Annotated in this window: 18 protein-coding genes and 1 other RNA gene; 4 read left to right on the plus strand and 15 right to left on the minus strand. The window is 39.1% G+C overall.

Annotated features, from left to right (window positions below; all coding sequences use genetic code 11):
- Positions 1–7: 7 nt before the first annotated feature.
- Positions 8–1699, minus strand: coding sequence for a M23 family metallopeptidase (locus KO521_RS03950; RefSeq protein ID WP_215938616.1), 1692 nt, complete (start codon positions 1697–1699; stop codon positions 8–10).
- A gap of 193 nt (positions 1700–1892) precedes the next feature.
- Here KO521_RS03950 and KO521_RS03955 point away from each other — a divergent pair, with 193 nt between their 5' ends.
- The 4 genes from KO521_RS03955 to rny all read left to right on the plus strand — a co-directional run bounded on the left by KO521_RS03955 (position 1893) and on the right by rny (position 4350).
- A complete protein-coding gene (locus tag KO521_RS03955) occupies positions 1893–2183 on the plus strand; it encodes a hypothetical protein (protein ID WP_215938617.1) in 291 nt (96 codons plus the stop codon).
- A 15-nt stretch (positions 2184–2198) separates the two neighbouring features.
- Positions 2199–2495 carry a cell division protein ZapA gene (locus tag KO521_RS03960; RefSeq protein ID WP_194527991.1) on the plus strand — a complete coding sequence of 99 codons (297 nt, stop codon included), beginning with the start codon at positions 2199–2201 and terminating at the stop codon, positions 2493–2495.
- A 55-nt stretch (positions 2496–2550) separates the two neighbouring features.
- Positions 2551–2661, plus strand: a non-coding RNA gene (ssrS, locus tag KO521_RS03965) — 6S RNA.
- A gap of 120 nt (positions 2662–2781) precedes the next feature.
- Complete coding sequence (gene rny / locus KO521_RS03970; RefSeq protein WP_215938618.1) at positions 2782–4350, plus strand: ribonuclease Y; 1569 nt, start codon at positions 2782–2784, stop codon at positions 4348–4350.
- Positions 4351–4425: 75 nt separating this feature from the next.
- Here the strand turns inward: rny and KO521_RS03975 are convergent, their stop codons facing one another.
- The 14 genes from KO521_RS03975 to KO521_RS04040 all read right to left on the minus strand — a co-directional run bounded on the left by KO521_RS03975 (position 4426) and on the right by KO521_RS04040 (position 26982).
- Positions 4426–5907, minus strand: a complete 1482-nt coding sequence (locus KO521_RS03975) for a sulfatase-like hydrolase/transferase (RefSeq protein WP_215938619.1) — start codon at positions 5905–5907, stop codon at positions 4426–4428.
- Between the two features lie 66 nt (positions 5908–5973).
- Positions 5974–7578 (minus strand): sulfatase, encoded by a 1605-nt coding sequence (locus KO521_RS03980; RefSeq protein ID WP_354668192.1) that lies wholly within the window; start codon positions 7576–7578, stop codon positions 5974–5976.
- 17 nt (positions 7579–7595) lie between these two features.
- Complete coding sequence (locus KO521_RS03985; protein WP_215938621.1) at positions 7596–9611, minus strand: glycoside hydrolase family 127 protein; 2016 nt, start codon at positions 9609–9611, stop codon at positions 7596–7598.
- 63 nt (positions 9612–9674) lie between these two features.
- Entirely contained in the window at positions 9675–11720 is a 2046-nt protein-coding gene (locus KO521_RS03990) for a glycoside hydrolase family 127 protein (protein ID WP_215938622.1), read from the minus strand.
- A 185-nt stretch (positions 11721–11905) separates the two neighbouring features.
- Complete coding sequence (locus tag KO521_RS03995; protein WP_215938623.1) at positions 11906–13876, minus strand: glycoside hydrolase family 127 protein; 1971 nt, start codon at positions 13874–13876, stop codon at positions 11906–11908.
- Positions 13877–13890: 14 nt separating this feature from the next.
- Positions 13891–15471 carry an MFS transporter gene (locus tag KO521_RS04000; protein ID WP_215938624.1) on the minus strand — a complete coding sequence of 527 codons (1581 nt, stop codon included), beginning with the start codon at positions 15469–15471 and terminating at the stop codon, positions 13891–13893.
- Between the two features lie 39 nt (positions 15472–15510).
- Complete coding sequence (locus KO521_RS04005; protein ID WP_215938625.1) at positions 15511–17592, minus strand: glycoside hydrolase family 127 protein; 2082 nt, start codon at positions 17590–17592, stop codon at positions 15511–15513.
- 250 nt (positions 17593–17842) lie between these two features.
- Positions 17843–19612: an arylsulfatase gene (locus KO521_RS04010; RefSeq protein WP_215938626.1), complete on the minus strand. Its 1770-nt coding sequence runs from the start codon at positions 19610–19612 to the stop codon at positions 17843–17845.
- Between the two features lie 34 nt (positions 19613–19646).
- Positions 19647–21731 (minus strand): hypothetical protein, encoded by a 2085-nt coding sequence (locus KO521_RS04015; RefSeq protein WP_215938627.1) that lies wholly within the window; start codon positions 21729–21731, stop codon positions 19647–19649.
- Between the two features lie 27 nt (positions 21732–21758).
- Positions 21759–22406 carry a bifunctional 4-hydroxy-2-oxoglutarate aldolase/2-dehydro-3-deoxy-phosphogluconate aldolase gene (locus KO521_RS04020; RefSeq protein ID WP_215938628.1) on the minus strand — a complete coding sequence of 216 codons (648 nt, stop codon included), beginning with the start codon at positions 22404–22406 and terminating at the stop codon, positions 21759–21761.
- Positions 22396–23349 carry a 2-dehydro-3-deoxygalactonokinase gene (locus KO521_RS04025; RefSeq protein ID WP_215938629.1) on the minus strand — a complete coding sequence of 318 codons (954 nt, stop codon included), beginning with the start codon at positions 23347–23349 and terminating at the stop codon, positions 22396–22398. Before KO521_RS04025 ends, KO521_RS04020 begins: the two co-directional genes overlap by 11 nt.
- On the minus strand, positions 23346–24797 hold the full coding sequence (locus KO521_RS04030) for an aldehyde dehydrogenase family protein (RefSeq protein ID WP_215938630.1): 1452 nt from the start codon (positions 24795–24797) through the stop codon (positions 23346–23348). The genes KO521_RS04025 and KO521_RS04030 overlap by 4 nt, the downstream gene beginning before the upstream one ends.
- The gene (locus tag KO521_RS04035; RefSeq protein ID WP_215938631.1) at positions 24772–25938 is read right to left on the minus strand and encodes a mandelate racemase/muconate lactonizing enzyme family protein; all 1167 of its coding nucleotides are present in this window, start codon (positions 25936–25938) and stop codon (positions 24772–24774) included. Before KO521_RS04035 ends, KO521_RS04030 begins: the two co-directional genes overlap by 26 nt.
- 36 nt (positions 25939–25974) lie before the next feature.
- On the minus strand, positions 25975–26982 hold the full coding sequence (locus KO521_RS04040; protein WP_215938632.1) for an L-rhamnose/proton symporter RhaT: 1008 nt from the start codon (positions 26980–26982) through the stop codon (positions 25975–25977).
- Between the last annotated feature and the right edge of the window lie 13 nt (positions 26983–26995).

Here is a 26995-nt window from a genome sequence, read left to right on the forward strand (position 1 = left end):
AAAAGTATTATTTTCTGTAGAAAGTACTGGTTAAGGTATTGGTGTTACCAACATTATCGGTTACCGTAACCTCTAATTTACATTCTTTCTTATCTAGAATGACATCATCGAAATTATAGGTAAGCGTGTTGGTCTTGGGCTCGTATTCCATTAGAATCCATTCCCCGTTTATAGTAGCGGAATAGGTGTCTACACCACTAAGGTCGTCCGTAATACGCACACTAAGGTAATGGTAGTTGTTCAACCATTGTTTATCCTTGAAGTTTTTAGTTGAAATTTTTGGGGCGATTGTATCTTTTGCCAAAGTGTAGGTACCTAAATTCCTTGTTCTAGTCGTAAAGGTAGTACCACGCTTATATGTAGATGTATGAGATGGACGTAAGCGGCTATTAAGGCGTGCTATGAACATTTGTTTCTTTTCGGCTTCGGTGTATTTAGATACATCAAAGGTAATGGTGAAATTACGGTGGGCGGGAACACGTGCGTTATGTATTCTAACGGTATCGTCGTCTTTCTTTAAATCGATATAGAAATCATCATAAAAAGTATTTGCGGGAAAATATACTTTTGCGGCACCTAAATCGTAATTATTAGGTTTTTTTGCAATGACGTAATTTTCGGTTTTCTTTTCTTCCTTATCAACTTTTACAGGTTGTTTTTTGCCTTCAACAGGAATAATTGCCTTGGTAAGGTTGCCCTCAAAATCTTTTATCAATAACTCCACTTTATAGCTTAATCCTTCGCGTATAGCTATTTTACCATCGTTTTCTAGCTTGTTATAAATACTTAGTTTATTGCCAGGAGATTTATAGAGCAATTGTATTCTTTGACGGTATTTGCCATAATAGTAATAATCAATAAGTGTGTTGATGTATCTAGTTTCTCCAAAAGAGAAAGATTCAAGGTCGTAATCTGTATAGACCTTGCCGTTAACCACCTGTTGAACTGAATATAGGCCATTGTGGTTAGCCGCTAGGTCTTGACGGTCATATCCAATAAAACCAAACCCTATAGTACCAGAGGCATATACTGGATCGGCCAAAAAGGTACCGTCTTTTTGTCTGGTAAAATGAATTGCGGTAGTATTTTTGTTTTGGTTGATCTGTGCGTCGTCAGATAAAGGGAAACCATAAATTTTCTGCAACGTAGGATTAGTGGCGTCCCGCACATCAAAACCATAAAGTAAAGGGTTTGTAGGTTTTTCTGAGATGCTACTTCTAATTTCAAAATGGAGGTGAGGACCGGAAGACCCTCCTGTATTTCCACCGTATGCTATGATTTCTCCTTTCTCAACTTTTATCTCTGCGTACTCAGGAAAGTCTTCAACTTCGTACGATTTTTTCTTGTATTGAAGCTTCTTTATAAAATCTTGAATCTTGGGAGAGAATTTTTGTAGATGGCCGTAAACAGATGTGTAGCCATTTGGATGCGCTATATATAATACTTTTCCGTAGCCCCAAAGAGAGACCTTTATACGGGTAACGCTACCATCTGCAATGGCATAGATAGGTAATCCTTCCCGCTGTTGCGTTTTTATATCAATGCCCGAGTGGAAGTGATTAGAACGCAGTTCGCCAAACGTACCCGCTAAAACTAAGGGAATATCTACCGGAGATCTAAACGCATCTTGCGGATACTTCTCTTGAGCTATGCCTATAACGGTGATAAAACATAAAAGACCTACAAATAGTTTTCTCATAATTCTTTGGACAGTGATACGAAATTAGCCAAACGGTTTGAATTCTTGAAAATATCAAGCATCAAAAATGATACATCTTGTTTAACCAACGTTATTTAAGGGCTTAAAGTATTACTTGAAGAATAAATCAAAAAAGTATTGCTAAGTAAGGGCAGGTATGTTAACTTTGTGTAAAATGCATTGCGTTTGATTTATGAGTGAATTAGTCAAAGTCGTAGACTCGTTAGAGAATAAAATAAGTAAGCTTTTGCATAAGTTGGAGGTGCTACACCAATCCAATACTAAATTGCAAGAGGAGCTTAATTATCTTAAAGAGGACAAAGACAAAGTGTTGGATTCTGTTTCTATGTGGGAAGAGAAATACAACTCGTTGAAGCTCGCAAACTCAATGCTTGGCAGTAATACGAATAAAACCGAAGCTAAGCTTAAAATAAATACATTGATCAGGGAGTTAGACTATTGCATAGCACAACTTTCAGAATAATGTTCAAAAAATAAAATGTCGGAAAAGCTAAAAATTAAGCTTTCTATAGCTGATAGGGTGTACCCTTTGACCATTGATCCAAGCCAAGAAGAAGGCTTGCGCAAGGCGGCAAAGAACATTGAGCAATTGGCAAAAAAGTTTGAACAAAGTTACGCCGTTCGAGATAAGCAAGATGTTTTGGCCATGTGTGCCTTGCAATTTGCTTCTAAGATCGAGCAACGTGGTATTGATCAGTCCGAAGGAACCGAAAATGCGACCGAACGTTTGAAAGCGTTGGATCAATTGGTGACATCTAAGCTAGGTTTAAAATAAATACGTTCTTTAAAATACATAAGTTACTGCCCACATTGGTATTACCTTTTGACAAACTCAACATTTATTTTGTTTAAAAAGGGTGAGTTTAGATTGTAAAAGCGGGCCCTACTAGTATAGGGATTCTTGATCAGTCTTGTAGCCCTAAACCTGTTTATTGGAGTTTGTTCAAAACTTCGCTGATGTGGGCTTTTTTTATGGATTTGTTTGAGTAATGGTGGTCGGTACATGTATTTCCATGTAACTTCTAGTGCTCAAGCTTGTTCAAACCTAAATTGTTAGATATATGGATAGTGCAACACTTATAATAGCCGGCATCGTCGGCCTTGCGATTGGATTTGCCATCGCAAAATTTATGGAAAAGGGAAAGGCATCAAAAACGCTTTCCAATGCCAAAAATGAAGCAAATACGATTCTTAGTGCCGCAAAGACCGAAGGCGAGAATATAAAAAAGGACAAGATTTTTCAGGCCAAAGAGAAGTTTTTAGAGTTAAAGGCAGAGCACGAAAAAGTTATTATTAACAAAGACAAGAAAATTGGTGAGGCAGAAAAACGCACTCGTGATAAAGAGTCGCAAGTTAGTAATGAGTTGGCCAAAAGCAAAAAACTCAACACTCAGCTTGATAGTAAGTTAAAGGAGGTTTCCCATAAAGAGCAGTTCCTTGAAAAAAAGCAAAGCGAACTAGAAAAGCTTCATAAAAATCAAGTACAACAGTTGGAGGTAATCTCGGGACTTTCTGCAGATGATGCAAAAGGTCAGTTAATGGAGTCTCTAAAAGAGACTGCAAAAACAGATGCCATGGCCTACATTCAAACAACGGTGGAAGAGGCTAAACTAACTGCTCAGCAAGAAGCTAAGAAAATTGTTATTAACACCATTCAACGTATAGGAACAGAAGAAGCGGTAGAAAACTGTGTGTCTGTTTTCAACCTAGAATCGGATGATGTTAAGGGTAGGATTATTGGTAGAGAGGGTAGAAACATCCGTGCATTGGAATCTGCTACGGGTGTTGAAATTATAGTTGATGATACTCCGGAAGCTATTATTCTATCTTGTTTTGATTCAGTTCGTCGTGAGGTGGCGAGACTTTCGTTGCATAAGTTGGTAACGGACGGTAGAATTCATCCAGCGCGTATTGAAGAGATTGTTAAGAAGACAGAGAAGCAGATAGAACAAGAAATCGTTGAGGTAGGAAAACGTACGGTTATCGATTTAGGAATTCATGGTTTACACCCAGAATTAGTCCGTGCGGTGGGTAGAATGAAATATCGTTCTTCTTACGGACAGAACTTGTTACAACACTCTAGGGAAGTTGCTAAATTATGTGGTGTAATGGCTGCGGAGCTTGGGTTGAATCCTAAGTTGGCAAAACGTGCAGGTCTTTTACATGATATTGGTAAAGTGCCAAATACGGAAGCAGAGGTAGAAACTCCACACGCTATTTTAGGTATGCAGTGGGCAGAGAAGTATGGCGAGAAACCGGACGTATGTAATGCTATAGGCGCTCACCATGATGAAATTGAAATGAAGACACTTATCTCACCGATCGTTCAGGTTTGTGATGCTATTAGTGGTGCAAGACCAGGTGCACGTAGACAAGTGTTGGATTCATACATTCAACGTTTAAAAGATTTAGAAGAAGTAGCATTCAGTTTTGGAGGTGTTCAAAAGGCTTATGCCATTCAAGCAGGGCGTGAACTAAGGGTAATCGTTGAAAGCGAAAAAGTGAATGACGAAAAAGCAGCACAGTTGTCTTTTGAGATTTCACAAAAAATACAAACAGATATGACATATCCTGGGCAAGTAAAGGTTACCGTAATTAGGGAAACCCGTTCAGTAAACGTAGCGAAATAGGTTATTTACTACTTTATACAAACAAAAAGAGAGCCGCATATTGCGGCTCTCTTTTTGTTTAATGACTATGACCTGTTATTTGTGATAGGGATTGTCTACCAACTTCTCTACTTCAAAAGTTTCATCGTAAGCCGGCATGCGACCGCTGTCCCACAATTCTTTGTCTTTTACAGAATAGACCCATAAAGGTTTTACAAAGCTTTTGGTCCACTCTTGTGTTCTAGCTATCATATCCTTTAAACGTTCTGGATAACGGCCAGCAAGGTTTTTCTTTTCACCTATGTCTTGTGTTATATTGTGAAGTCTCCAAGGTTCATTGCCCATTCTGGTTATTTTCCAATCGCCCAGTCGGGCTCCAACATCATTATAACCTTCACGGTAGCGCAGAGAATAAATGAGATCGTTTTCATAAGGCTCTGTATTTTTCAATACGTCGTTAATGATATTCTTTCCATCCAGTTTTTTTCCTTCCGGAAGTTTAGCTTTGGCAAGCTCTGTAAAGGTAGGGTAGAGGTCCAATGCGGAAACAGGGAACTCAAAACGTTGCTCCTTTTTAATTTTTTTAGGCCAATGAAAAAACATGGGTACGCGGTAGCCGCCTTCCCAAGTATCTCCTTTTGTTCCTTTTAAGGGATAATTATTAGCTCCATGGTCAAAATTCCCTCCATTATCGCTTAGAAAAACAATTAATGTGTTATCAAATTGATTGGTTTCTTTCAGAGTTTTTACGATGTTCCCAACACCGCGGTCAACCGCATAAACCATTGCGGCATAGGTTCTTCGGTCTTTGTCTTCTATGTTTGAAAATTTGGCTATGTCTTCAGCTTTCGCTTGAAGTGGAACGTGTGGTGCATTGTATGCCAAATAGATAAAGAAAGGTTGCTTTTTGCTAGCAGCAATTTTTATATCCTTACTAGCTTCACGGGAAAAACCATCGGTTATGTATTCGGTTTCGTTGGCTGGTTTTCCATTGTGTTCCATCGGAAAAACATAATCTCTTATATTCTTTTTACCAGCTTTCATCTGTGAATTATAGGTCTTGTTATATTCACTTGGAAAGTAATCGTGGCCTCCGCCTAGAAAGCCATAAAAATTATCAAATCCTCTTTTATTCGGATGAAATTTAGGAGCGGAGCCCAAATGCCATTTCCCGATGGCACTGGTATAGTAACCTGCATTTTGTAATACATTGGCCATGTACGTTTCTACTAAGGGAACGCCCATGTTATCTTCATCATTTTCACTACTATTGTGAAACAAGTTGTAAGCGGTACCGGTTAGATGTGGATACCGTCCGGTAAGAATAGCAGACCTACTTGGTCCGCAAAAAGGATGCGCAACATAGGCCGATGTGAAAATGGAACCGTTACTTGCCAGTTTATCCAATTCAGGAGTGATAATATCTGTTGATCCGTTAAAACCAACATCTGAATAACCGAGGTCATCACATAAGACAACCAGAATATTGGGTCGAGTCTCTTGGGCTATACCCATTGTAGAAACAGACAGAAAGGCTGCGTATAGAAGCCGTTTAAGATGATGATATTGAATTTTCATAAATGTGAGTTTAATTTTTATATGTGTTAGTGAATGTTTTTTTTGAGTTATCAGTTTATAGTATTCCTATTTTTTTTCTTCATTGAACTGGGATAATAATTGAGCTACCAATTCTGGATTTTTAGGTGCAATATTTGTTGTTTCGTCAGGGTCGTTTTTATGGTCATAGAGTTCAAAGTATAGAGGAGTAGCTTGTAGCTGTGTTTGGTCTTTCCAAACAATAAAACGGTATTGTTCCGTTCGCATGGCGTATCCCATTAATTTATTTTCAAATAGATCTCTATTCCATTTTTGTTTTTGCTGAGATTTTATTTTTGTTTCAACCTTTTCAATTAACGGGCCAAAGTAGGTTTCTCTCATAGCTGGCCGTAATGGGTAAGAACCCCACTCTCGTAAAGCCGGGGATGGAAATTGACTGAATACCGCTGTTTTCCATTTTTGTTTTGGATTCTTTAGAAGAGGAACAAAACTTAGGCCTTCAATATGTTCTGGTTTTTCAATTTGGGCTAGTTCGCATAGCGCGGGGTAAATGTCAATCAATTCAACTAAGGCATCTGTTTGAGCTCCTCTTTTTGTTTCGGGCATATCCGGAGTCCATATCATTAAAGGGACTCTCGTTGCTATTTCGTAATTGGTGGCTTTCCCCCAAATGCCCATATCGCCAAGATGATACCCATGATCACTCCAAACAATAATAATGGTATTGTCACGTATTCCAGCATCTTCCAAAGCTGTAATGGCACGGCCTATTTGTGCGTCAACATAGCTAATGCAAGCCAGATAGGCATGTTTTAAGGTTTTGGAAAGTTCTGGATCAAGTTTACCTTTTTTAGGAATACCAGAGCGAACACGCAACTCAAACGAGGGGTGTAGTCCCATTGCGGCACCATTTTCTGGAGGTATACTATCGGATGTCATTGGTATTTTTGCTTCATCGTATAAATCCCAGTATTGTTTAGGAGCTACCCAATTTAAATGAGGCTTATGAAAACCCAGGCCTAAAAAAAAAGGTTTATCACTGTCTTTGGCCATCTTTTTGATGTCGGCAACTGCCAAATCCGTATTATAACCGTCACTATACGTATTATCAGGAACATCTGCAGATTCGTAGGCAGGCCCCATGGCTAGGCCATATTTAGCAACATCACCATATTTGGTGAACATTTCCTTACGGGTTTCTTCCCGTATTTGCTGGTTTTCGGGAAGGGCAAAGCCCACAACAGATTTAGGTTGTGGGCCTGGCACTCTACTCCATGATAAAGAATCGTCTAAGTCTCCGTGATGGAATATTTTACCATAATAAACGGATTCATATCCGTTGTTTTTAAAATGCTGAGGTAGGGTAACAACATCAGGGTGGAGTTCTCGGATTTTTAAATAGTTGTGATAAATTCCACTGGTTTCTGGTCTAAGTCCGGTTAAAACACTAGCCCGGGATGGACCACAAATAGCTTGTTGACAATAGGCTCTGTTGAACTGAAGTCCTTCACTGGCTAGTTTGTCTAAGTTAGGGCTTTGAGCTATTTCAGAACCATACGAACCTAGTTCAGGCCTAAGGTCATCTATGGCTATAAAGAGAATATTGGGTTTGCGTTTATTCTTTTTTACAACGGGAGCTTCGTTTTTGCAACTAAAAGCAAGAAACCAAAGCAATATTATAGTTAAACTCATTTTCATTTTTGTTGTAATTATTCCCAAACAACAGGTAACCAAACACTCATTTCACTAGCACCTCTGTTTGCCCATGAAAAATACGGAACAAATTGTACTTCGCTAGTTTCCCATGTAGGTTTGGTAACCTCAGTGTACATGCCTTCTTTGATGTCTTTTCTTAGTTTTAGATTTCCTGTAATGGTAGATACGCCACCCAATAAATCCGGATTGAAAGTTGCTGTAAGACTAGAGTTAATAGGAAGATATACATCTAAAATATCTATGTTTTCAGGTAAGTCCGGAGTTTCTACACAATAAACAACAGGGCCTCTTTTTACAGCTACTTGATTACGGACTTCTTCTATAAGAGCGTTACCTTCCAATAGCTTTACATCCATAGGCATGTCTAAAGTAATGACATCGCCTTTTTTCCATTTTCTATTGATAGTGGCATAAGTACCAGTAACTATCTCTGTATTGCTACTTTCACCATTTACCAATATTTTGGAACCAGCTGCCCATTCTGGAATACGTAATAAAATATCGAAAGCCTCTTTTTTGGCTTTTTCAACGGTAATATCTACTTTACCTTTCCATGGGTATTGGGTTTCTTGTTTTAGCTGAATTTTAGAGCCATCAAGTAAGTCTGTTGTTAATTTATTTCCACCGTATAGATTAACAGAAATTCCGTTTTTAGATAAACTATAGGCCCAATTAGACATTTTTGCTATTGTACGCACCAAGTTTGGAGGGCAACAAAAACAAGGAATATACGGTTGACGAACATCAAACTCTGTATCATTGCCTGGGTCATGACCTTTATGGCTTACGCGTAACGGGTTGGCATAGAAGTAATCTTTTCCTTCAATACTAATACCGGACAAAGCACTATTAAATAGAACCAATTCCATGATATCTGCATATTTTGACTCTCCATGTAAGCCTAACATACGGTAATTGAACATGGAGTTACAGACATTGGCACAAGTTTCATTATAGGCACTTAAATTAGGCATCATGTACTCGCTAATAAAACCTTCGTGTATCATGTCTACATTAGAAGAGGCTCCGTGGTGCGTTTGCCCACAGGCTCCTGTAACATACATTTTTTTGTTCACCACATTGTCCCAAAGTCGGTCTAAAGCGTCTATCAATTCCTGTTCACCAGTTTCTGCAGCTACATCAGCAGCACCAGCATAAAAATATAGTGCTAATACGGCATGCCCTTCAGCGGTCTGTGCTTTTCTTAAGGGTGTTCTTTCTTGTGTCATATCGCCAATGAACTTGAAATTTGCCGTTTCATCTGGCTCTACTTTGTATTTACCCCTCATATTTATGAATAGTTCCGCTAACTCTAAATATTTTTTGTCTTTAGTGGTACGGTACAACTCAACAAGTCCCATAATTTGGGTTTGATTGAAGCCGAACCTTTTTAAATGGTCTGGTTCTGATATGAAGGTGTCATATAGGAAGTTCGCATTTTTAATGGCAAGGTCTAAAAAGTTTTTCTTACCCGTAACCCGGTGGTGGATACATGCACTAGTATACAGATGTCCGAAGTTGTACATCTCGTGATGTTGTCTGTTTCCAAAGCGGAACATATCATCTTCAATTTGCACTTTTGTGTGAATATATCCGTCTTCTTCTTGTGCTTTTGCAATTATTTCGATGTAACTATCTAAGTCTGCTAGTATTTTAGGGTCCTTGTTTTGGGCGTAAATGTAAATGGAAGCTTCCATCCATTTATAAAAATCACCATCATGCCATTTCATGCCTTGGTGCTTTCCTTCTTTAAGACCAGCAGCTATTTTAAAGTTGTTTAAGGCATGTCCCGTGTCACCTGTTAATAGTTCTCCCATGTAGGGAACCATGGTTTCTTCAGCTACTTTGAATTTTTCGGCCCAAAAACCATCGGTCCATTGGCAATCTTCTATGTTTATGCTTTTTAGCTTTACATGCTTACTCTGGCTATTATTAATTATTCCTTGTTGTTGGGCATTACCAACGCTGAAAAATAAAAGGCTAAAGACTATAAGTATGGATTTTTTCATTTCAATTCTGGTTATTGATTTTTGCTATTGGTATAGCAAAATGTACTTTTTTAGGTCTAAAAACTAATATTGTAATGGCAACCAAACGGACATATCATGAACGCCTCTATTCGCCCAAGCGAAATAGGGTATCATCTTGATCGGTGTTTTCTTAAGCTCTAGTTTAACCAATGGCTTATACAATTGGTTGGACCAATCTGCTTTGGGCAATACATTAGCCTCACCCTCCAAAATGGTAACACCAGACAAAAGATTGGCTTCGTATTTTGGTTGGAGCATAATATCCGTTGGAACTACAATATCGTTTATACTGGTTCCGGACTCTAAATCTCTACCCTCTAAACAGTACACAATAGGCCCACGTTTTACGGCAACTTGGTTTCTGGTCTCTTCAACATTTGGGTCTGCAGTAATGAGGCTTGGAGCCATTGGCAATTCAAGTTCAACTATATCACCCTTTCTCCATTTGCGGTTAACTTCGGCGTAAGACCCAGCTTTTGGAGCTTGATTTATTTGCTCTCCGTTTACTTTAATGGTTGCATTCTCCGCCCAGGCAGGAATACGTAACATCATTGCATATTCTTTTTTCTTTTTGGAATCCACAGTGATTTTGATATTTCCGTCCCAAGGGTAGTTGCTCTGTTGTGTTAGTTTGATGTTGGATCCATCCGCTAAATCAGTGTCTAGAACATTACTTCCATATAAATTTATCCAAATCCCTTTTTCCGAAGTGCTATAGGCATAGGTATGCATTTTGGCAATAGTACGGATGATGTTTGGAGGGCAACAAAAAACCGACATGAATTCGCCCCGTTTGCCTTCATCTTTTGTATTCTGCGGATGGCCTTCTATAAAACGTAAAGGGTTGGTGTAAAAGAAATGTTCGCCGTCCAATGAAATACCGGAAATGGCACTATTATAAAAAATCAGTTCCATAATATCTGCAAAACGGCCTTCACCGTTCATAAGAAACATACGCCAGTTCCACATGGCATTACCAATGTTGGCACAGGTTTCATTGTACGCTTTTATGTTGGGCAACTCATAATCTTTACCGTAAGCTTCGGCAACAATTGCATGATCGGATATTCCAAAATGATGAGGACCCGTGGCTCCGGTCAAATACATTTTTTGAGTTGTGACGTTCGTCCAAATTCGCTCCAAGTAGTCCTTTAGGGTTTGGTCACCGGTTTCCGCATATAAATCGGCTACACCGGCATACAAATAGTTGCCATGGCCAGCATGACCCACCGCTTTGGATTCTTCCCTAACAGCAGTACCTCTTTGGCTATGGTCCATACCACGGTGGTCCAAAGCTTCTTTTGGGGCAGTACCTAACATATTTACAAAAGTCTCCGTTAGCTCTAGATATTTTTTATCTCCAGTGGTGCGGTACATTTCTATCAGACCCATGTAGTGCGGTGGGTTCCAGTCTATACGAGCTAGTTCTGGGGAAGGTTTTTTAAAATGGTCGTAGATATTATCACTCGCTTTAATAGCTATATCAAGAAAGTTTTTTTTACCAGTGATCCTATAATGGACACAAGCAGCGGTCATGAGGTGTCCGAAATTGTAAAATTCGTGAGAAGGTCCGTTGGTATAGGGTTTTTCATCACTTTTAAATGGATGTGCGGATTCATGAAGAAAACCTGCAATACCGTGACCGATTTGAATTTTAGTATGAATGTAACCATCGGGACGTTGCGCTTTCGCAATTACAGCGATGATTTCATCCATCTGCTGATCTATCTTTTCATCTTTGGTCATGGCGTATTCGTATGCCAAGGCTTCAACATATTTATAGAAATCACCATCTGTAAATGACCATCCTCTAAACTCACCTTCTTCGAGACCTGCAGCTACTTTAAAGTTGGAATAGGCATGAATGATTTCCGGATCATCCATCAATCTTCCCAAATTAGGAATCATTACCTCATGGGCCGCTTTGAGTTTATCGGCCCAAAAACCTTCGGTCCATCGGCAATCATTTATATCAATGGTCTTAAGGTTCATGTGCGGGGTCCTTGAATTGTTCATGACCCCTTGTTCTTGTGCAAAGCTGTAAATAGATAGTAGTAAGCCGCCAGCAAGTGCTAATGTTCTTTTCATAGTTGAGTCTTAAAAAGGATAAATGTTTTAGTTAGGTTGAGATGTTTACTCAGGATTATAGTCTGAGTCTCACAAATAAAACACTAAAACAAATGTTTCCTTTTACGTGGGTTAACCGCTAATGGCACTATTTTATCTATTTGGTACGGTCTGGTCTGTTTTTTACAGAGTATGGGAAATGGGTTTTAATCCTTCCAAACAACAGGCATGAATACCGTCATTTCGGCCTGCCCGCGATTACTCCACGCAAAATAGGGTACAAGTTGCGTCTTGTATGGTGTCCATTCAGGTTTTTGCACGGTTCTGTAGATACCTTTGCCTTTATCTTTTCTAATTAAAATTTCTCCTTCAAGAACGGTAACGCCTGCTAAGAAATCAGGCTTATATTTTGGTTCCAGTTTTTTGTTCCCGTTGAAGTAAATATCCAGAATGTCTGTATTCTCTGGTAAATCTGGAGATTCAATACAGTAAACTATAGGACCACGTTTTATAGCAATTTGATTCCGTACTTCTTCAATTCTTGGGTGACCTTCAATAAAATCAACTTCCATTGGCATATTTAAAACGAGGGTGTCACCTTTTTTCCAATTTCGTTCAATTAAAGTAAAGCTTCCTGGTTTTAGAGTATTAGATATTTCTTCTCCGTTGAGTGTCAGTTTTGAATTTTTTGCCCATTTAGGAATACGCAAACTAATTGAAAAAGCATCTTCCTTACATTCCTCAACAATCAGTTTTACCTTTCCTTGCCACGGGTATTCTGTCTCTTGTGCTACCTTAATAGGGGAACCATCTTTTAACTGGGTGTCTAGATTATTTGCACCGTATAGATTTACGGTTACTCCATTTTCAGCAAGACTATAAGCCCATTCCGAAACCGTAGCAATCGTACGCACTAGGTTAGGAGGGCAGCAGAAACAACTCAGATAAGGCTCTCTATTTGGAGTTTCGGTTACATTTTCGTGAGCGTTATAATCTCTAGTATTATTGAGCATCCGCAATGGGTTCGCATAAAAGTACTCTTTGCCTGTTACGCTAATTCCGGAAAGGGCACTGTTGTATAGTACCAACTCAACAATATCTGCATATTTGGCTTCGCCATGAAGGTTCAGCATACGATAGCTGAACATGGCGTTACAAAGGTTGGCACAGGTTTCATTATAGGCGGTCATATTGGGCATCATATAAGCGTCTATAAATCCTTCTTCAATCATATCTCTATTTGCAGAAGCTCCATAGTGGGCTTGACCCACGGCACCGGTTACATACATTTTTTTGGTCGTCACATTTTCCCAAAGACGGTCTAAGGCATCAATTAGTGCTTTTTCACCTGTTTCTGCATATACATCTGCAGCACCGGCGTAATAGTATAGCGCAAGAACGGCATGGCCAACTGCTTCATTGGACTCACGTAAAGGTGTGCGCTCCTGAACCATGTCACCAATAGGGTAGCCCTCCGTTGTGGCATGATGCTCCACTTCGTATTTACCACGATTATCAATAAACTTTTCAGCAAGGATCAAATATTTTTTATTACCTGTAGTACGGTACAATTCTACCAAGCCCATTATCTGCGTTTGATTGAAACCAAAACGACCGTAATGTTTTGTATCAGGCATGAAAATGGTGTACAACAAATTTGCATGCTTAATGGCAATGTCCAAAAAGTTGCTTTGTCCAGTAACCCTGTTATGAATACAGGCAGTAATTAGCAAATGGCCGGTATTGTACATCTCGTGATACTTTCGGTTTTCGTAACGGTCTACGCCATCTCTCAGTTGAATTTGAGTCTGTAGATACCCGTCACTTTCTTGCGCCTTCCCTATGACGGTTATGTATTCGTCTAATTCCTTAAGCAGCTCTTTATCCTGGGTGTGCGCATAAACATAAATTTTAGCTTCCATGAATTTATAGAAGTCTCCATCATGCCAGAACATACCTTGATGTTTACCTTCTTTTTCTCCTGCAGCAATCTTGAAATTGTTGAGGGCATGTCCTACATCTCCGCATAAAACATCGCCCATATAAGGAACCATGGCAGTGGTACAAAGCTCAAATTTATCGGCCCAAAAGCCTGTGGTCCATTGGCAGTCACCAATGTTCATGCTGTTTAGTTTCGTATGCGGACTGTTTGAGTTGGCCGGAGTTGCTTGTTTCATTTGTACTAATGTTATTAAACTTTAGGTTTTCTTCGGGAGGATAATGCCAATTGTACTTCTTCTATGGTCATATTTTTAGTTTCTTTTAAATAAAAGTAAAGGATGACCAAACCGATACTTACCGTTATGGCATAGAATAATAAGGTGGAACTTATACCCATAGTTGCTAATTGCCAAGGGAAAAATTTCTGTACCAAATAGCTTACAAAACTCGTGACCAAAGTGAAAAAGGGTATAGCAACACCACGGAGGGAAATAGGGAATATCTCCGAAAACAAGACCCACATAATTGGACCTACGGAAAAATGAAATGCACCTATAAAACTGAGTATTCCCAATAGAATGAGCAGGGCATTTATATCCGCTGCTTTTTGGAGTAATAGTCCGGAATAATCTCTAGCATCGGTTTCTCCTAAAGTCTCGATTAAAGCAGCTTTAAAACTAATATCACTATCGTAAGGAACATCAACTAAAACATTTAATCTTTCGGCATTGGGAATAGAAGACATTTCAGAAATAGCATTTTCCGTTATCGTGTAGTCTGCAGTTTTAAAACCGTAATAGCAAATTCCTAGGCTGATAATAATCCACAACATTCCCCAAATAATCATAGGTCTTCTACCAATGCGGTCAACCAGTAGCAGACCTAAAATTGTAAATACAATACTAGTCAGGCCAATGTAAATAGCTTGGGCAAAAGCCGCATCTGTTCCAATGCCCAATTGTTCAAAAACAGTAGGTGCATAAAAAAGAATGGCGTTTATACCGGTAGCTTGTTGCGCTATGGCAATGGTCATTGCGATAATCATGGTAACCCGCATAGGTTTACCAAAAATTTCTTTTAATTGAGAACCTAGGGAACGGTCTTGATTACTGTTTATAAGACTGAAACGCATTTGAGCTATTTTTGCGGGAATTTCATCTTCAGGAGTTACCTTTTGCAACGTCTTTTTAGCTTCTGGCTCGCGGTCATTGTATAACAACCACGCCGGACTTCTAGGAACTAAAAACAACAATAGAAACCACAAAAAAGCGAAAATAACTTCAGTGGCTAGCATAAACCTCCAAGTATTTGCATCCAGACCCCATTCTTGAACCCATGGAGCTCCCGAGTTTGCCAAACCTAAAATCAGATAGTTGATAAAGTAAGCCGCTGAAAGGCCTACAACAATATTTATTTGTGTCATGGACACCAATTTTCCACGCCATTTTGGAGGTGCTATTTCTCCAATGTACATTGATGCTATGGAGATGGAACTGAAAGCCAACCCTCCTAAGAACCGAGCAATTAATAATAGGGTATAGGTAGGGGCCATTGCAGATGCTATAGCCGAAAAAAGATAGAGCGCTGCAGCAATCATTAAGGTGGTTCTACGGCCATATTTATTACATGCATAACCAACAAAAACAAGCGCCAGAAGCACACCCATAGCAGGTGCGCCTACAACAGAACCTAATTCCAAATCTGTAAGTGAAAATTCCTGAGTTATGAATTTTATAGTTCCTGAGATTAAGGCGGCGTCCAATCCAAAAACAAAACCGCCCATAGCAACTATGGTTGAGTATGTAAAAGCATTCTTTTTATGAGAATCCATAAATTATTTTAATTAAGTTATGGCCAACTACCTTACATCTCAATTCCAGATTACCGGTAAGAAAACCGTCATTTCTCCTTGGCCTCTATTGCTCCAAGCATAGTAAGGTATAAAATTGGTTTTAAAGGATTGGAATTCTGGTTCGCTTACTTCTTGATACATTTCTCCGAGCTTGTCTTTGCGCAATAGAATTTCTCCTTCTAAAGTGGTTACCCCTCCTAAGAAATCTGGTCTAGAGGTGGGTTTTAATTTTTTCTTTGAAGAAAGATAGACATTGGTGATATCTGTTTTTTGTGGTAAGTCCGCAGACTCAATACAGTACACCACCGGACCTCTTTTTAAGGCTACTTGGTTGCGAACTTCCTCAATACGTGGGTGCCCTTCAATAAATTTGGTTTCCATGGGCATATCCATAGTAATCTCATCTCCTGCACTCCATTTTCTTTCTATTCTAGCAAAAGTTCCAGGCGCAGCATTTTTCACTGCAACTCCATTTACTTTAATTTGAGTGCCCTTTGCCCAACTAGGTATGCGAAGCAGAACTTCAAAAGTATCTGCTTTAGATTCTTCTACTGTTATTTTAACGGCACCATCCCATGGATAATCTGTTTTTTGAACCAGTTTTATTGGAGAACCGTCTAATAATGTAGTATTCAATTCATTTCCTCCGTATAGGTTAACGGCAATTCCATTTTCGGATTTACTATAGGCCCATCCTGGGGATTTTGCAATGGTTCTTACTAAATTTGGTGGACAACAAAAACATTTAAGATACGGTTGACGTTCTGGAAACTCCACATTCATTTTCTCATAGTCTAATGCGCCTTCAATTTTCCGAAGCGGATTGGAATAGTAGTAATTTTTTCCATCTAAACTGATACCTGATAGTCCGCTGTTGTGAAGTACAAGTTCCATAATATCTCCATGTTTGGCATCACCGGTTAAAGTGAGCATTCTATAATTGAACATGGAATTACAGATGTTGGCACAAGTTTCATTGTATGCCGTCATGTTTGGCATCATATATTCATCAATAAAACCTTCTTCAATTTTATCAAGGCGAGAAGAACGTCCGTAGTGGGTTTGACCAATGGCTCCCGTAATGTACATTTTTTTGTTGGTCACATTATCCCACAATCTTTCTAGCGCATCGATCAGTTCTTTTTCTCCGGTTTCGGCATACACATCAGCAGCGCCTGCGTAATAATACAGAGCCAATACCGCATGGCCCACGGCTTCGGTTTCTTCGCGAAGCGGAACACGCTCTTGGACCATATCACCAATAGGATAGCCCAAAGTGGTTTCATCGTCCTCAATTTTATAAGTACCTCTCATATTTATGAATTGTTCGGCCAACTCCAAATAGCGCTTATCTTGAGTGGTACGGTACAATTCTACCAATCCCATAATCTGTGTTTGGTTAAAGCCAAACCGTTTAAGGTGGTCTGGTTTTGGTGAAAAGAGTTTGTAGAGATAATCAGCATGTTTTACTGCTATATCTAGAAAATTTGTTTTTCCTGTAAGACGATAATGAATACACGCGCTGGTCATTAAATGACCACTGTTGTAAAGCTCGTGATATTTTCTATTGGTGAAAGGTTCAATGTCATCACGGATGATTGCGGGCGTGGATAAATACCCATCATTCTGTTGTGCTTTGGCAATTACATCTATAATTTCGTCTATTTCTTCAACGATTTTCTCATCTTTATTTACACCGTAGATATACATTTTAGCTTCCATCCACTTGTAAAAATCGCCATCATGCCACCAGAATCCTTTATGTTCTCCTTCTTTTTGTCCTGCGGCTATTTTAAAGTTATTATAACCGTGACCTATATCTCCTTTTAGGATTTCACCCATATGCGGAATCATAGTTTCTTCGGCAACTTTCCATTTTTCGGCCCAGAAACCTTCTGTCCACTTACAATCGCCTATGTCAATGCTTTTTAGTTTTACATGCGGACTCTTTGTATTGTTGATAATGCCTTTACCTGTATCTAGATCGGCAGCGTAGTCTTTGGTTTTGGTTTTCTCTGAAGGTTGGTTTTGGTCAGTTGTATTTTGGTTACAGGAAGCCAAGGTTAATAAAACACAAATGGTGAAGCTGAGTTTTTTCATAATCCGAAAATTTATATAAAACGGTGCTCTGTTGTTTGTTGAGAATTCGCTTAATCAAAAAAACGAAAATTATAAAGCAGCGTAGCATACAAATTAAGGACAATAGGAGGGAAGGAGATTTGTAGATTTTATCTAGTTATAGCACTATTTTAACCTTGTAAGTTGTTGATTTGAGTGAATTGTGGTACTTAAGTGTGGCTCGTGGAAGTTTTGAAACAATGAAATTATGACTTAACCACCTAAATAAATCTTAATCAACACGCTCTACATCAACAAATAAAGGTCCTTTTGCGAGTCTTTCTGTTTTGAGAAAAGCATGGAAGTTACCTTTTCCTTCTGGAAGAGTAACGTCTCTAAAAACAACTTTCTTTTGATTTTTAACTATAGGAAGCTCTAAGTGAAGCTCTTTGTACTTTAAATGGGCCGTACCATCATTTTCCAAAGAAGGAAGATCAAAGCTGACATTATATAAACCAGCTTCTGTCTTCACGCGCCAATGGCCGAGTTCGTTTTTTGAAATTACTCTGGGACCTCCCCAATCAAACTGAGATAAATTTGTAGAACGTTGCATGGCGTTCCCAAGATAGATGCGTTGTATTCCTTTGGAGTCTCTTTCTTCGGTAACCTCGTCAAACCAATTTTCATAACGAGATAGAAGATTTTCTACAATTTCAGGGTGATCACCAGCTAGATTTATACGTTCGCTCGGGTCATTCTGAACGTCATATAATTCTAGGTTGGCAAGTATTTCTTTCAGTTCTTCGTCTTTTGGTTGATAAAGAATATGATGCGGATCATCATGCGGACTTACCAATTTATATTTTTGGGTGCGGACGGCAAAATGCATGTATTTAAAAACTGTGGGTCCGTAGTGCATTTGAGTGATGAACTCTCTGTCGTTAAAATCTGTGGGCTCATTTTTCCATAAGGGTAGTAACGAGCGGCCATCAATTTTAACCTCTTTTGAAGGTGCAATATCGCAAACATCCAAAATGGTAGGTAATACATCAATGACAGCACCCATGGTATTAGTTATTTGCGCTTTCTTTACATGTGATGGCCATTGCACAAAGAAAGGAACCCGAGTACCGCATTCGTAAACACTCGTTTTGGTTCCTCTTAGGTTAGATACCCATCTGCCCGGATACACATCATTTTTAGTACGACGGTTTCTTGGGCCATTGTCCGAAAGAAAAATAACAAGGGTGTTATCTTCTATGCCTAATTTCTTTAACCGTTTTAGCACGCGACCAACATTGGCGTCAATATTATCTATCATGCCATAGGTTCTCGCATTATCTTCATGCAAACCTATTTTTCTATACGGGTCTGCTTTTTCCTCAGGAACTTCTAAAGGAAAATGCGGCAGGTTGGTAGCTAAATAGGTGAAAAATGGTTTATCACTTTTTGTGCTAATGAAGTCCAATGCAGCATCGGTAAAAATATCATCACAATATCCTTCGTATTTTTTAGATTCATTATTGTGCTCAAGGATGGGGTCAAAATACGTGTTTCCGGCAGGGCCTGCAGCTTGACCAATGCCACCTCCTTTGTGCACCAAAGCTTCTTGAAACCCTTGGTCTGTTGGTCGCATGGGTGCATTATCACCCAAATGCCACTTCCCGAAAATCCCTGTGCGATACCCATTTTTGGATAAAATTTCTGCTATGGTTTCTTCCGAGGTATTCATAAGGTGGTCTACTTGAGTAACGCCAGTAACCCCTGTACGGTACGGATAGCGACCAGTCAAAATTGCCGCTCGGGTGGCAGAACAATTTGGGTAGGAAAAGAAATGAGTCATTTCAAGGCCTTGCTTACCTATTTCCTCAATATTAGGTGTTTTTAGATAGGGATTACCATGAGAACCCAAATCTCCATACCCTTGGTCGTCCGTGAGCATAATTAAAACATTAGGACGATTTTGCGCTAAAAGAAAATTGCTGCTACAAAAGAGTATACCAAGACAGAATATTAGTGTATAGCGATTAATTATTTTTGGTCTTATTGCAACGTATTTCATAATATTCTACCGGTTTATTTGCTATCGTTTTCTTTTAATCCATGTGTAGGCTTACTTGGAAGTGGCCACTCTTAACCGTGCCATCTTTCATGGTAATTTTGTATCCATATTCAGGAATAGAAGTGCCATCTTCAATTTTTTGGGCAACAGGGCCTAAGTTGGCAATTACTTCCGTGCCACTAGAAAAACGACTTCTTTGAACCTTGTAATCCACGCTGAGGTATTCATGGCTCTTTAATTCCGAATAGAAGGTTTCTTTATGAACGGGGCTAACCAAATCTCTAGCCATTTCAATCATTGGGCGCATGCCTTTAAATTCATAAGGCGAAAAGAAAATGGTAGTTCCTCTGCCAAACAACATACTCCTTAGGGCTTTGATTCTAAAGTCGCCATTGGCCGTAACCTCATTATCTGGATCTTGTATTTTGCCGAAGTTGGCGATGGCTTCATGATACACTAAGTTGAAAAGTGGGGCAGGGTGAGAGATTACCGAAAGCGGGCGATCTTCTAAATACGTCATTCCTTCAAACATATCAAAATATGGTATCCATTGTTCTTGGCCATGCTCGGTTCCGTTTACCAAATTAAAACTGTCTATATATTTGGCCAGTTCAATACGGCCCTCCTTACCGTTTTCACGGTAAGCGGCAAAAGTAATGTCAGTAATATCGGCCTCTAGACCTAAATATGAAATTTCGTTTGCTATGTTTTCTTGCGCCAGTCCTTTCTGGAATTTTGGGTCTACACGTGCCCAACGGCTACCGGTATTCATTAAGTTTCCATCGGCATCGCGCTGCATGAGGTCTGTAGTGAAATTTGGGTCGTTCTCTAACATAGGTGAATACGCATGATATGAGGAGTACAAATACCCGTAGGATTTAGCTAGATCAACAGCGGCTTTTAGTTTTTCTGGTCCGCCTAAAGCTTCACTAATAGGGTGATTATGCGGAACAAAATTGGAGAAGGTTCCCCATGCGTGAACAAAAGCTTTATCTACTTTTAAATCATCATGAATAGTCTGGATGGTGTTTTTTAACTCATCAAAAGTAAAAGCCATTCCAGGCATGTTTACATAATGTGGATACCCGCCATAGATACCAAAATAGATAGCTCCCGGTAGTTTGTCTACATTCGGATTTCTTTTCAGTTTTTCTTTTAACGAGACAAAATGACCGCGAATCTTAGCTTCTTTTTGATATACTTTAGCCATATCTACATAATTACCGCCAGGAATAAAATGGTAGCTCATACGCATCTTACCTTTTTCTTCTTGTAAATTCCAAACGGGGTCAAGAAAGGCAATGCGTTGGTAGGTAGACATTTTACCCTTAAAAAGATGCTGTCCGTTATTGTTAATATTGTATTGCATGCGCGGACGGGCGGAGACGTCAACAATACCCATTACCGCAGATTTTTGATTATACGTGCCCCACCACGGCATGGTCAACCCCGTACCGTTATTGAACAGTTCTAAAGAGCCTACAGATTTTCTATTGTAAGTAGCATCGTCCCATTTACAAAAGCGCCCCCCGTTCATAGGGAAAATATAAGAAGGACAAATAATTCCTTGTTTCTGCGGAATCACGGCAGCACCCTTGTCTTCATCTGTTTTTAGACTGAAAGCCCTAGCCGGATAGCGTAAATCCGATAATTTAAAACTACCGGGTTTGTGATCTACAACTTCAACATCTAGCTGAGCTGTTTTTGGGTTAAGTCTGATTTCGGTTGAAATAGTCACTCCTTTAGCAATAGAACCATCTTCAAAAGCAGGGTCTGAAAATTGTAGTGATACGGTATACTCACCCGTTTTTGACACCTCAATTTTTTTACTTTTGGAAATGTTGATGGTTTGCTTTTTTCCTTTAGAATCGGTCAAGGTCAATAAACCCGCGGCATTTTCCCACGGGTCCGATTTCCAAACGTGGCCCGATGTTTTCTCGGTAACCGAGAAACATCCTGTTGCCTCATCAACACTAACATTTAATTTTTCATTTTCTAAAACAATAGATTTAACAGGGCCAACATTACCAGTGTTTATAGCGAAGCCATTGTAAAAGCTTAGTCCTGTAATGACCAAAAGTAAGATGGTCAGTTTTGCCGTTCTTCTATTGTTTTTCATTTTCTAAATAATTGATAGTGTTAAACTTTATTCTTTAATAAAATCTTTTATCTCGTTTTTCATCTTAATAAAATGCTTTTCCAAATCGGCATAGTTTCCTTCACGAATCATCTTTTTGTCGAAAAGTGCACTTGCCAAACCGGCACCAACTGCTCCCGCTTCAAAAAATGATTTTATGTTGTCTGCGGAAACACCGCCTGTGGGTAGTAATTTTATTTCGTTTAAAGGAGCTAGAACATCTTTTATGTATTGAACTCCCAACTGCGTTGCCGGAAAGACTTTTACCGCAGAAGCACCCCAAGACCATGCTTTGTAGATTTCAGTAGGAGTATATGCTCCTGGAAAAATAGGAATGTTATTAGCTACGCAATGTTTAATTACCTCCTCGTTAATAATTGGGGTTACAATAAATTGAGAGCCAGCATCTAAAGCAATTTTTAAATCTTCCATAGTACAAACTGTACCAGCGCCTACATTAAGCTCAGGATACTCTTTGGCTAAAGTTGCAATGGTTTCAGCAACCTTGGGTGAGTTCATGGTAATTTCAATCGTGTAAAAACCAGTTTTTATGTAAGAAGGCATAATCTTAAGAACCTCTTCCGTTGTTAGCCCTCTTAGGATTCCTACTATAGGGTTTTGGTTGTATTTATCCCATGAAAATATATTATTCTGCATAAGTCCGTAATATTTGTTGTTGTCCTGTTAGTAATGCTTTTTCTAAAATTTGCTCCTCAAAGCAAACGATTTGTTCGGTTGGTAAAAACGATTCTAGGGCTAGCTTATAGAGTATACTGTATATGCCACTTGCCGCTAGAAAGATGGTTCCGGTCTGGTTCTGTAAACTTGCCAACTCACTACCAATCATAAGTCCTGATAAAAAGTAAAAGTTCTGTTCGCCCGAAACATCTTTTATTAGGGTGTTTGCCCTAATCGAAAACAGTGACTGCATCTGCATGTTTGCCAGTCCGTTCTTAACACCCTCTAAAAAAATAGTTTTAAAAGAAGGGTCCCAAGAAGCTTTGGTCAAAGAGGTGGATAAAATGGTATGATTGCTTATGGTTTCAAAAAGCTCACCGGTCATGTAAGTATTGAAATCATTGAAAACTTCTGCTTCAAAGGCAATGTGTTTACAGTGGGTGCCCGGTAATAATAAGGTTCCCTTTTCGTGTTTAGAAAGTTCGTTTATTAGACCAATGGCCTGAACTTCTTCTCCCCGCATCACATCAGAATCTGTTTTAGCACCCGAAACAAGTAACAGGTCCGGCATATCATCAAAAGGAATATACTTGCTAATTAAATCCTTACCATTAAAGGCTATGGGCATGTTGGCATAATTTAATTCATGCATGCCTATGGATGACGAAAGCATTCCTGATGCTACAATACAATAGTCATTACTTATAGTACTGTCTAATTTTTTAATCTGATCCTTTAAATACTTGGCAAAAAATTGTTCTTGGGTTAATTTTGATTGCGCTTTAAACTCCTGAAAGCATTTTTTAATGCCCATATCCGTCGTGTGTTCCGATAGAATTTTGAGCGATTCAGTGTCTATTAAGCGTAGTCTAAAATTGGTTGTGCCCCAGTCGCAACTAATAAATTTTTCTGGTAATTTCATTGAAGTTGTAAGGCTTTAGTTACTCTTTTTTTCGCAAGATAATCATCTAGCGCATAAGTAGAGCAATCTACACCAATACCACTATTTTTCACTCCGCCGTGCGGCAGGTATATATCATATTTTACTCCATTAAGTTGTACTTCTCCGAATTCTAGTCGGTTCGCAAAGAATTCTAAAGTGTCATCATTTTTAGAAAACACGTAAGAAGCTAGCCCCGCATCTGTATTATTGGCTAGATCAATTACCTCTTCTTTTGTTTTAAATGGAACAATAAGAGCAACAGGACCAAAAATCTCATGTTGAAGAATTTCAACATCGTTTTTATCGAATACTACTACAGTAGGTTCAAAATAATAGCCGGTACCATCTATAGCCTTGCCGCCATAAAGCAATTGGCCACCTTGTTCAATAGCTTTTTCTACGATGCCTTGGACTTTTGTGACCGATTGTTTGTTGGTTAACGGACCCATATCAGGTTTGTTCTCACGGCCGAAACCTAGTTTAGTAGTTTTAAACTTTGCAACCATACCGGCGGTAAAATCTTCTATTAGTGATTCGTGAACAAAAAAACGATTAGGTGCCACACAAATCTGTCCGCTATTACCAACTTTTAAAGCTGTGCCTATATTGATGGCCAATTCTAAATCGGCATCTTCACAAACTATGAACGGAGCGTTTCCGCCGCACTCCATACTGTATCTTTTTATGGATGTTTTTGCACTTTGTGCGATAAGTTTCTGTGCTGTTTCCGTAGACCCTATCATGGTAATCAACCTTGGGATTTTACTTTCGCAAAGTGGAATGCCTACGTCTTTTAAATCACCACAAAGAACAGTTATTACCCCCTTTGGGAAATTTATTTCGGTACACAACTCACCAATAATATAAGCTGATAAAGGTGAAAATTCAGAAGGCTTTAAAATGATGCTAGAGCCGGAAGCCAAAGCAGGACCCAATTTAAAACCTAGGTTTAGAAGCGGAAAATTATAGGCAAGAAAAGCAACGGCAACACCTAAAGGTTGAGATACAAATTGGTGTTCATGTGTACCTTCTTTATCCTCAAGAGGAATATCCTTGCGTTTTTGAATTTCTTCCGAATAGTATTGTAATGAGTTGGTTATACTGGTCAGGTCTTCCTCGGAGCCTTCCCATGTTTTTCCCATTTCATACATGATGCTTTCACGCAATAAATCGCTATTCTCAATAATTTTATTTCTAAGTTTATCAATCCACATTAAGCGTTCCTCAAGCGGAAGAACAGACCAAGTTTCAAATCCTTTTTGAGCACTTTTTAAAGCTCTTTCTGTATCTTCTGCACTTGCCCAAGCTATGGTAGCCGTTGGTTTTTCGTCCGCAGGACAGATTACTTCAATAGTCTTACGATTAGAGGCCTCTACTAGGGCACCGTCTATATAAAGTTTCTTATGACCGAATTTTAACTGCTCCATCTTTATGTATTTCTTTATCTAAATAGTATTCTAATTTATCCATATCAACATCAACGCCTAAACCAGGTGCACGGGGTACTTCTAAATGTCCGTTTTCAATTTTGACGTTATGTAAGGTAACCTCGTCACGTAGGGCATTTTCAGTTCTGTCCAATTCCATAGTAGGCAAGTCGTTATACATTCTGCCCGGATTTTTATCAAGGTTGGCAACTAGATGTATTGCGGCACTAATGGCAATCCAAGTTCCCCAAGTATGGGGTACCACATCTTTATTATAGGCCTGTGCTAGCGTTGTAATTCTTTTAGCTTCCGTTAATCCGCCAGTGGCACAAATATCAGGTTGTGCAATGTCTACCGCATCATTATCAAAAAGGCGCTTAAAACCGAATTTTAAATACTCGCATTCACCTCCAGCTATTGGAATAGTCGTGTTTTCTCTAAGTCTTCTGTACCCGTCGTAATCTTCTGGAGAAACAGGTTCTTCAAACCAAGAAATGTCATATTGTTCGGATTTTCTAGCTAGTTCAATAGCCTCTTTATAACTATAGGCGTGGTTGGAATCTATCATCAAACGCATATCGGGTCCAATGGCCTTTCGTATTGCGGCAATATATTTTAGATCTTGCTGAATGCCTAGACCTACTTTCATTTTTGTGGCTTTGAATCCTTGGGATTTGTACAATAGCGCCTCTTCAACCAAAAGCTCTTCAAGGTTTTCGCTTCGGGTAAAATATAATCCAGTGGCGTAAGGTTCAATAATTGGGTTTTTAATACCGCCCAATAGCACGGAAACGGGCTGGTTTAAAAGCTTACCTTTAATATCCCACAATGCAACATCTATAGCACTGATAGCCGCTTGAAAAGCTCCGCTACGTGCGTAGTCCATAGAGCGCCTGTACATTTCTTGCCAGAGCGTCTCATGCTCCAAAGCATTTTTTTGCAAGAGGAAAGGCGTGAAAAAATCGATACCAGATTTAATTACAGCTGCAGGTCCGTAGCCTTCACCCCAGCCATATGTACCATCATCCAAGGTTATTTTGACGATACATATTTTTCGCGTGTCATACTGCCATTGCGAAAAATAGAAGGGCGTGTCAAGAGTATGAGTAATTACAAAAGGCTCTATCTTCTTGATTTTCATAGTTTAATGTGCTTATAGTTTAAAGAAATGGTTGGTTTAATAATTGGCGTATCCTAAAATACAAATAGCAATAATCAGTACGGCTAAGCCGCCCAATAAAATTTTAAAGGGTTTTGCTGCATTTTTCCATTCACCTTCACGATAACCCCAAATATTACTAATAATTAAAGCTAGTCCTAAAAGTATGGGCCAGCCTACAACTGGGCCTAAGTTTCCCATAAGTGCAGCTCCTTGACCATAAACACCTAGTGCCGCGAACCAGAAAATACCGGCTACAACAGCCCATTTTAAAGCTTTGCCTTTGTTGGGAATAGTAAAAGCATCCCATGATTTGTTTTTTGTAAAAAGGTAAAGAGCGTATCCTCCATTCATGACAAAAGCACCTAAAAGAACAACTACCCACGAGGCTAAACTAGCATCTTTGGCATCTACCCCATACTCGTTTACAGCAATTGCTGCGACTGGAGCGGCATTAGAAAAGCCTACGTTTAAAAAGGCAGATAAAACTCCCGAAGCTACAGCTATTAAAACACCAATTTTTATAGATTTTGTTGTTGTGGTAGACTTACTGTGTAATTTGTCTCTCTGAACACCTGCAATTGCAGTAATGGCGACGCCCACTAAAAGAAGGGCAACTCCAATCATTATAATAGGAAATGAAGGTTGTTCAAATGCTCCTTCAATCTGAAAAAGCGGAATAATAGAACCTACCGAAGCCGCAAGCCCCATAACAATTCCATAGGTGATTGATATACCGGTCTTTTCAACACTAACACCAAAGAGAATACCTCCAATTCCCCATAAAAAACCATAAAACGCAGCTAGGAATAAGGTGTTGCTCTCTGCTTGTGAAATGATTTCAAAGAGATTTGGAATGACAATGAGCGCCCAGATTAAAGGAAATAAAATCATTGCTGTAAACGTGTGAACAATCCACCAAGCTTCCCATTTTAAAGGTGCTATATGTTTCATTCCTAATCCAAAAGTTCCTTGAAAGAAACTAGCGAATACTATTAAAACAATAGCCAGTAGATAAGTATCCATGTATGTTGATTTG

This window comes from Zobellia uliginosa, from assembly GCF_018860745.1.
Classification (GTDB): domain Bacteria; phylum Bacteroidota; class Bacteroidia; order Flavobacteriales; family Flavobacteriaceae; genus Zobellia; species Zobellia uliginosa_B.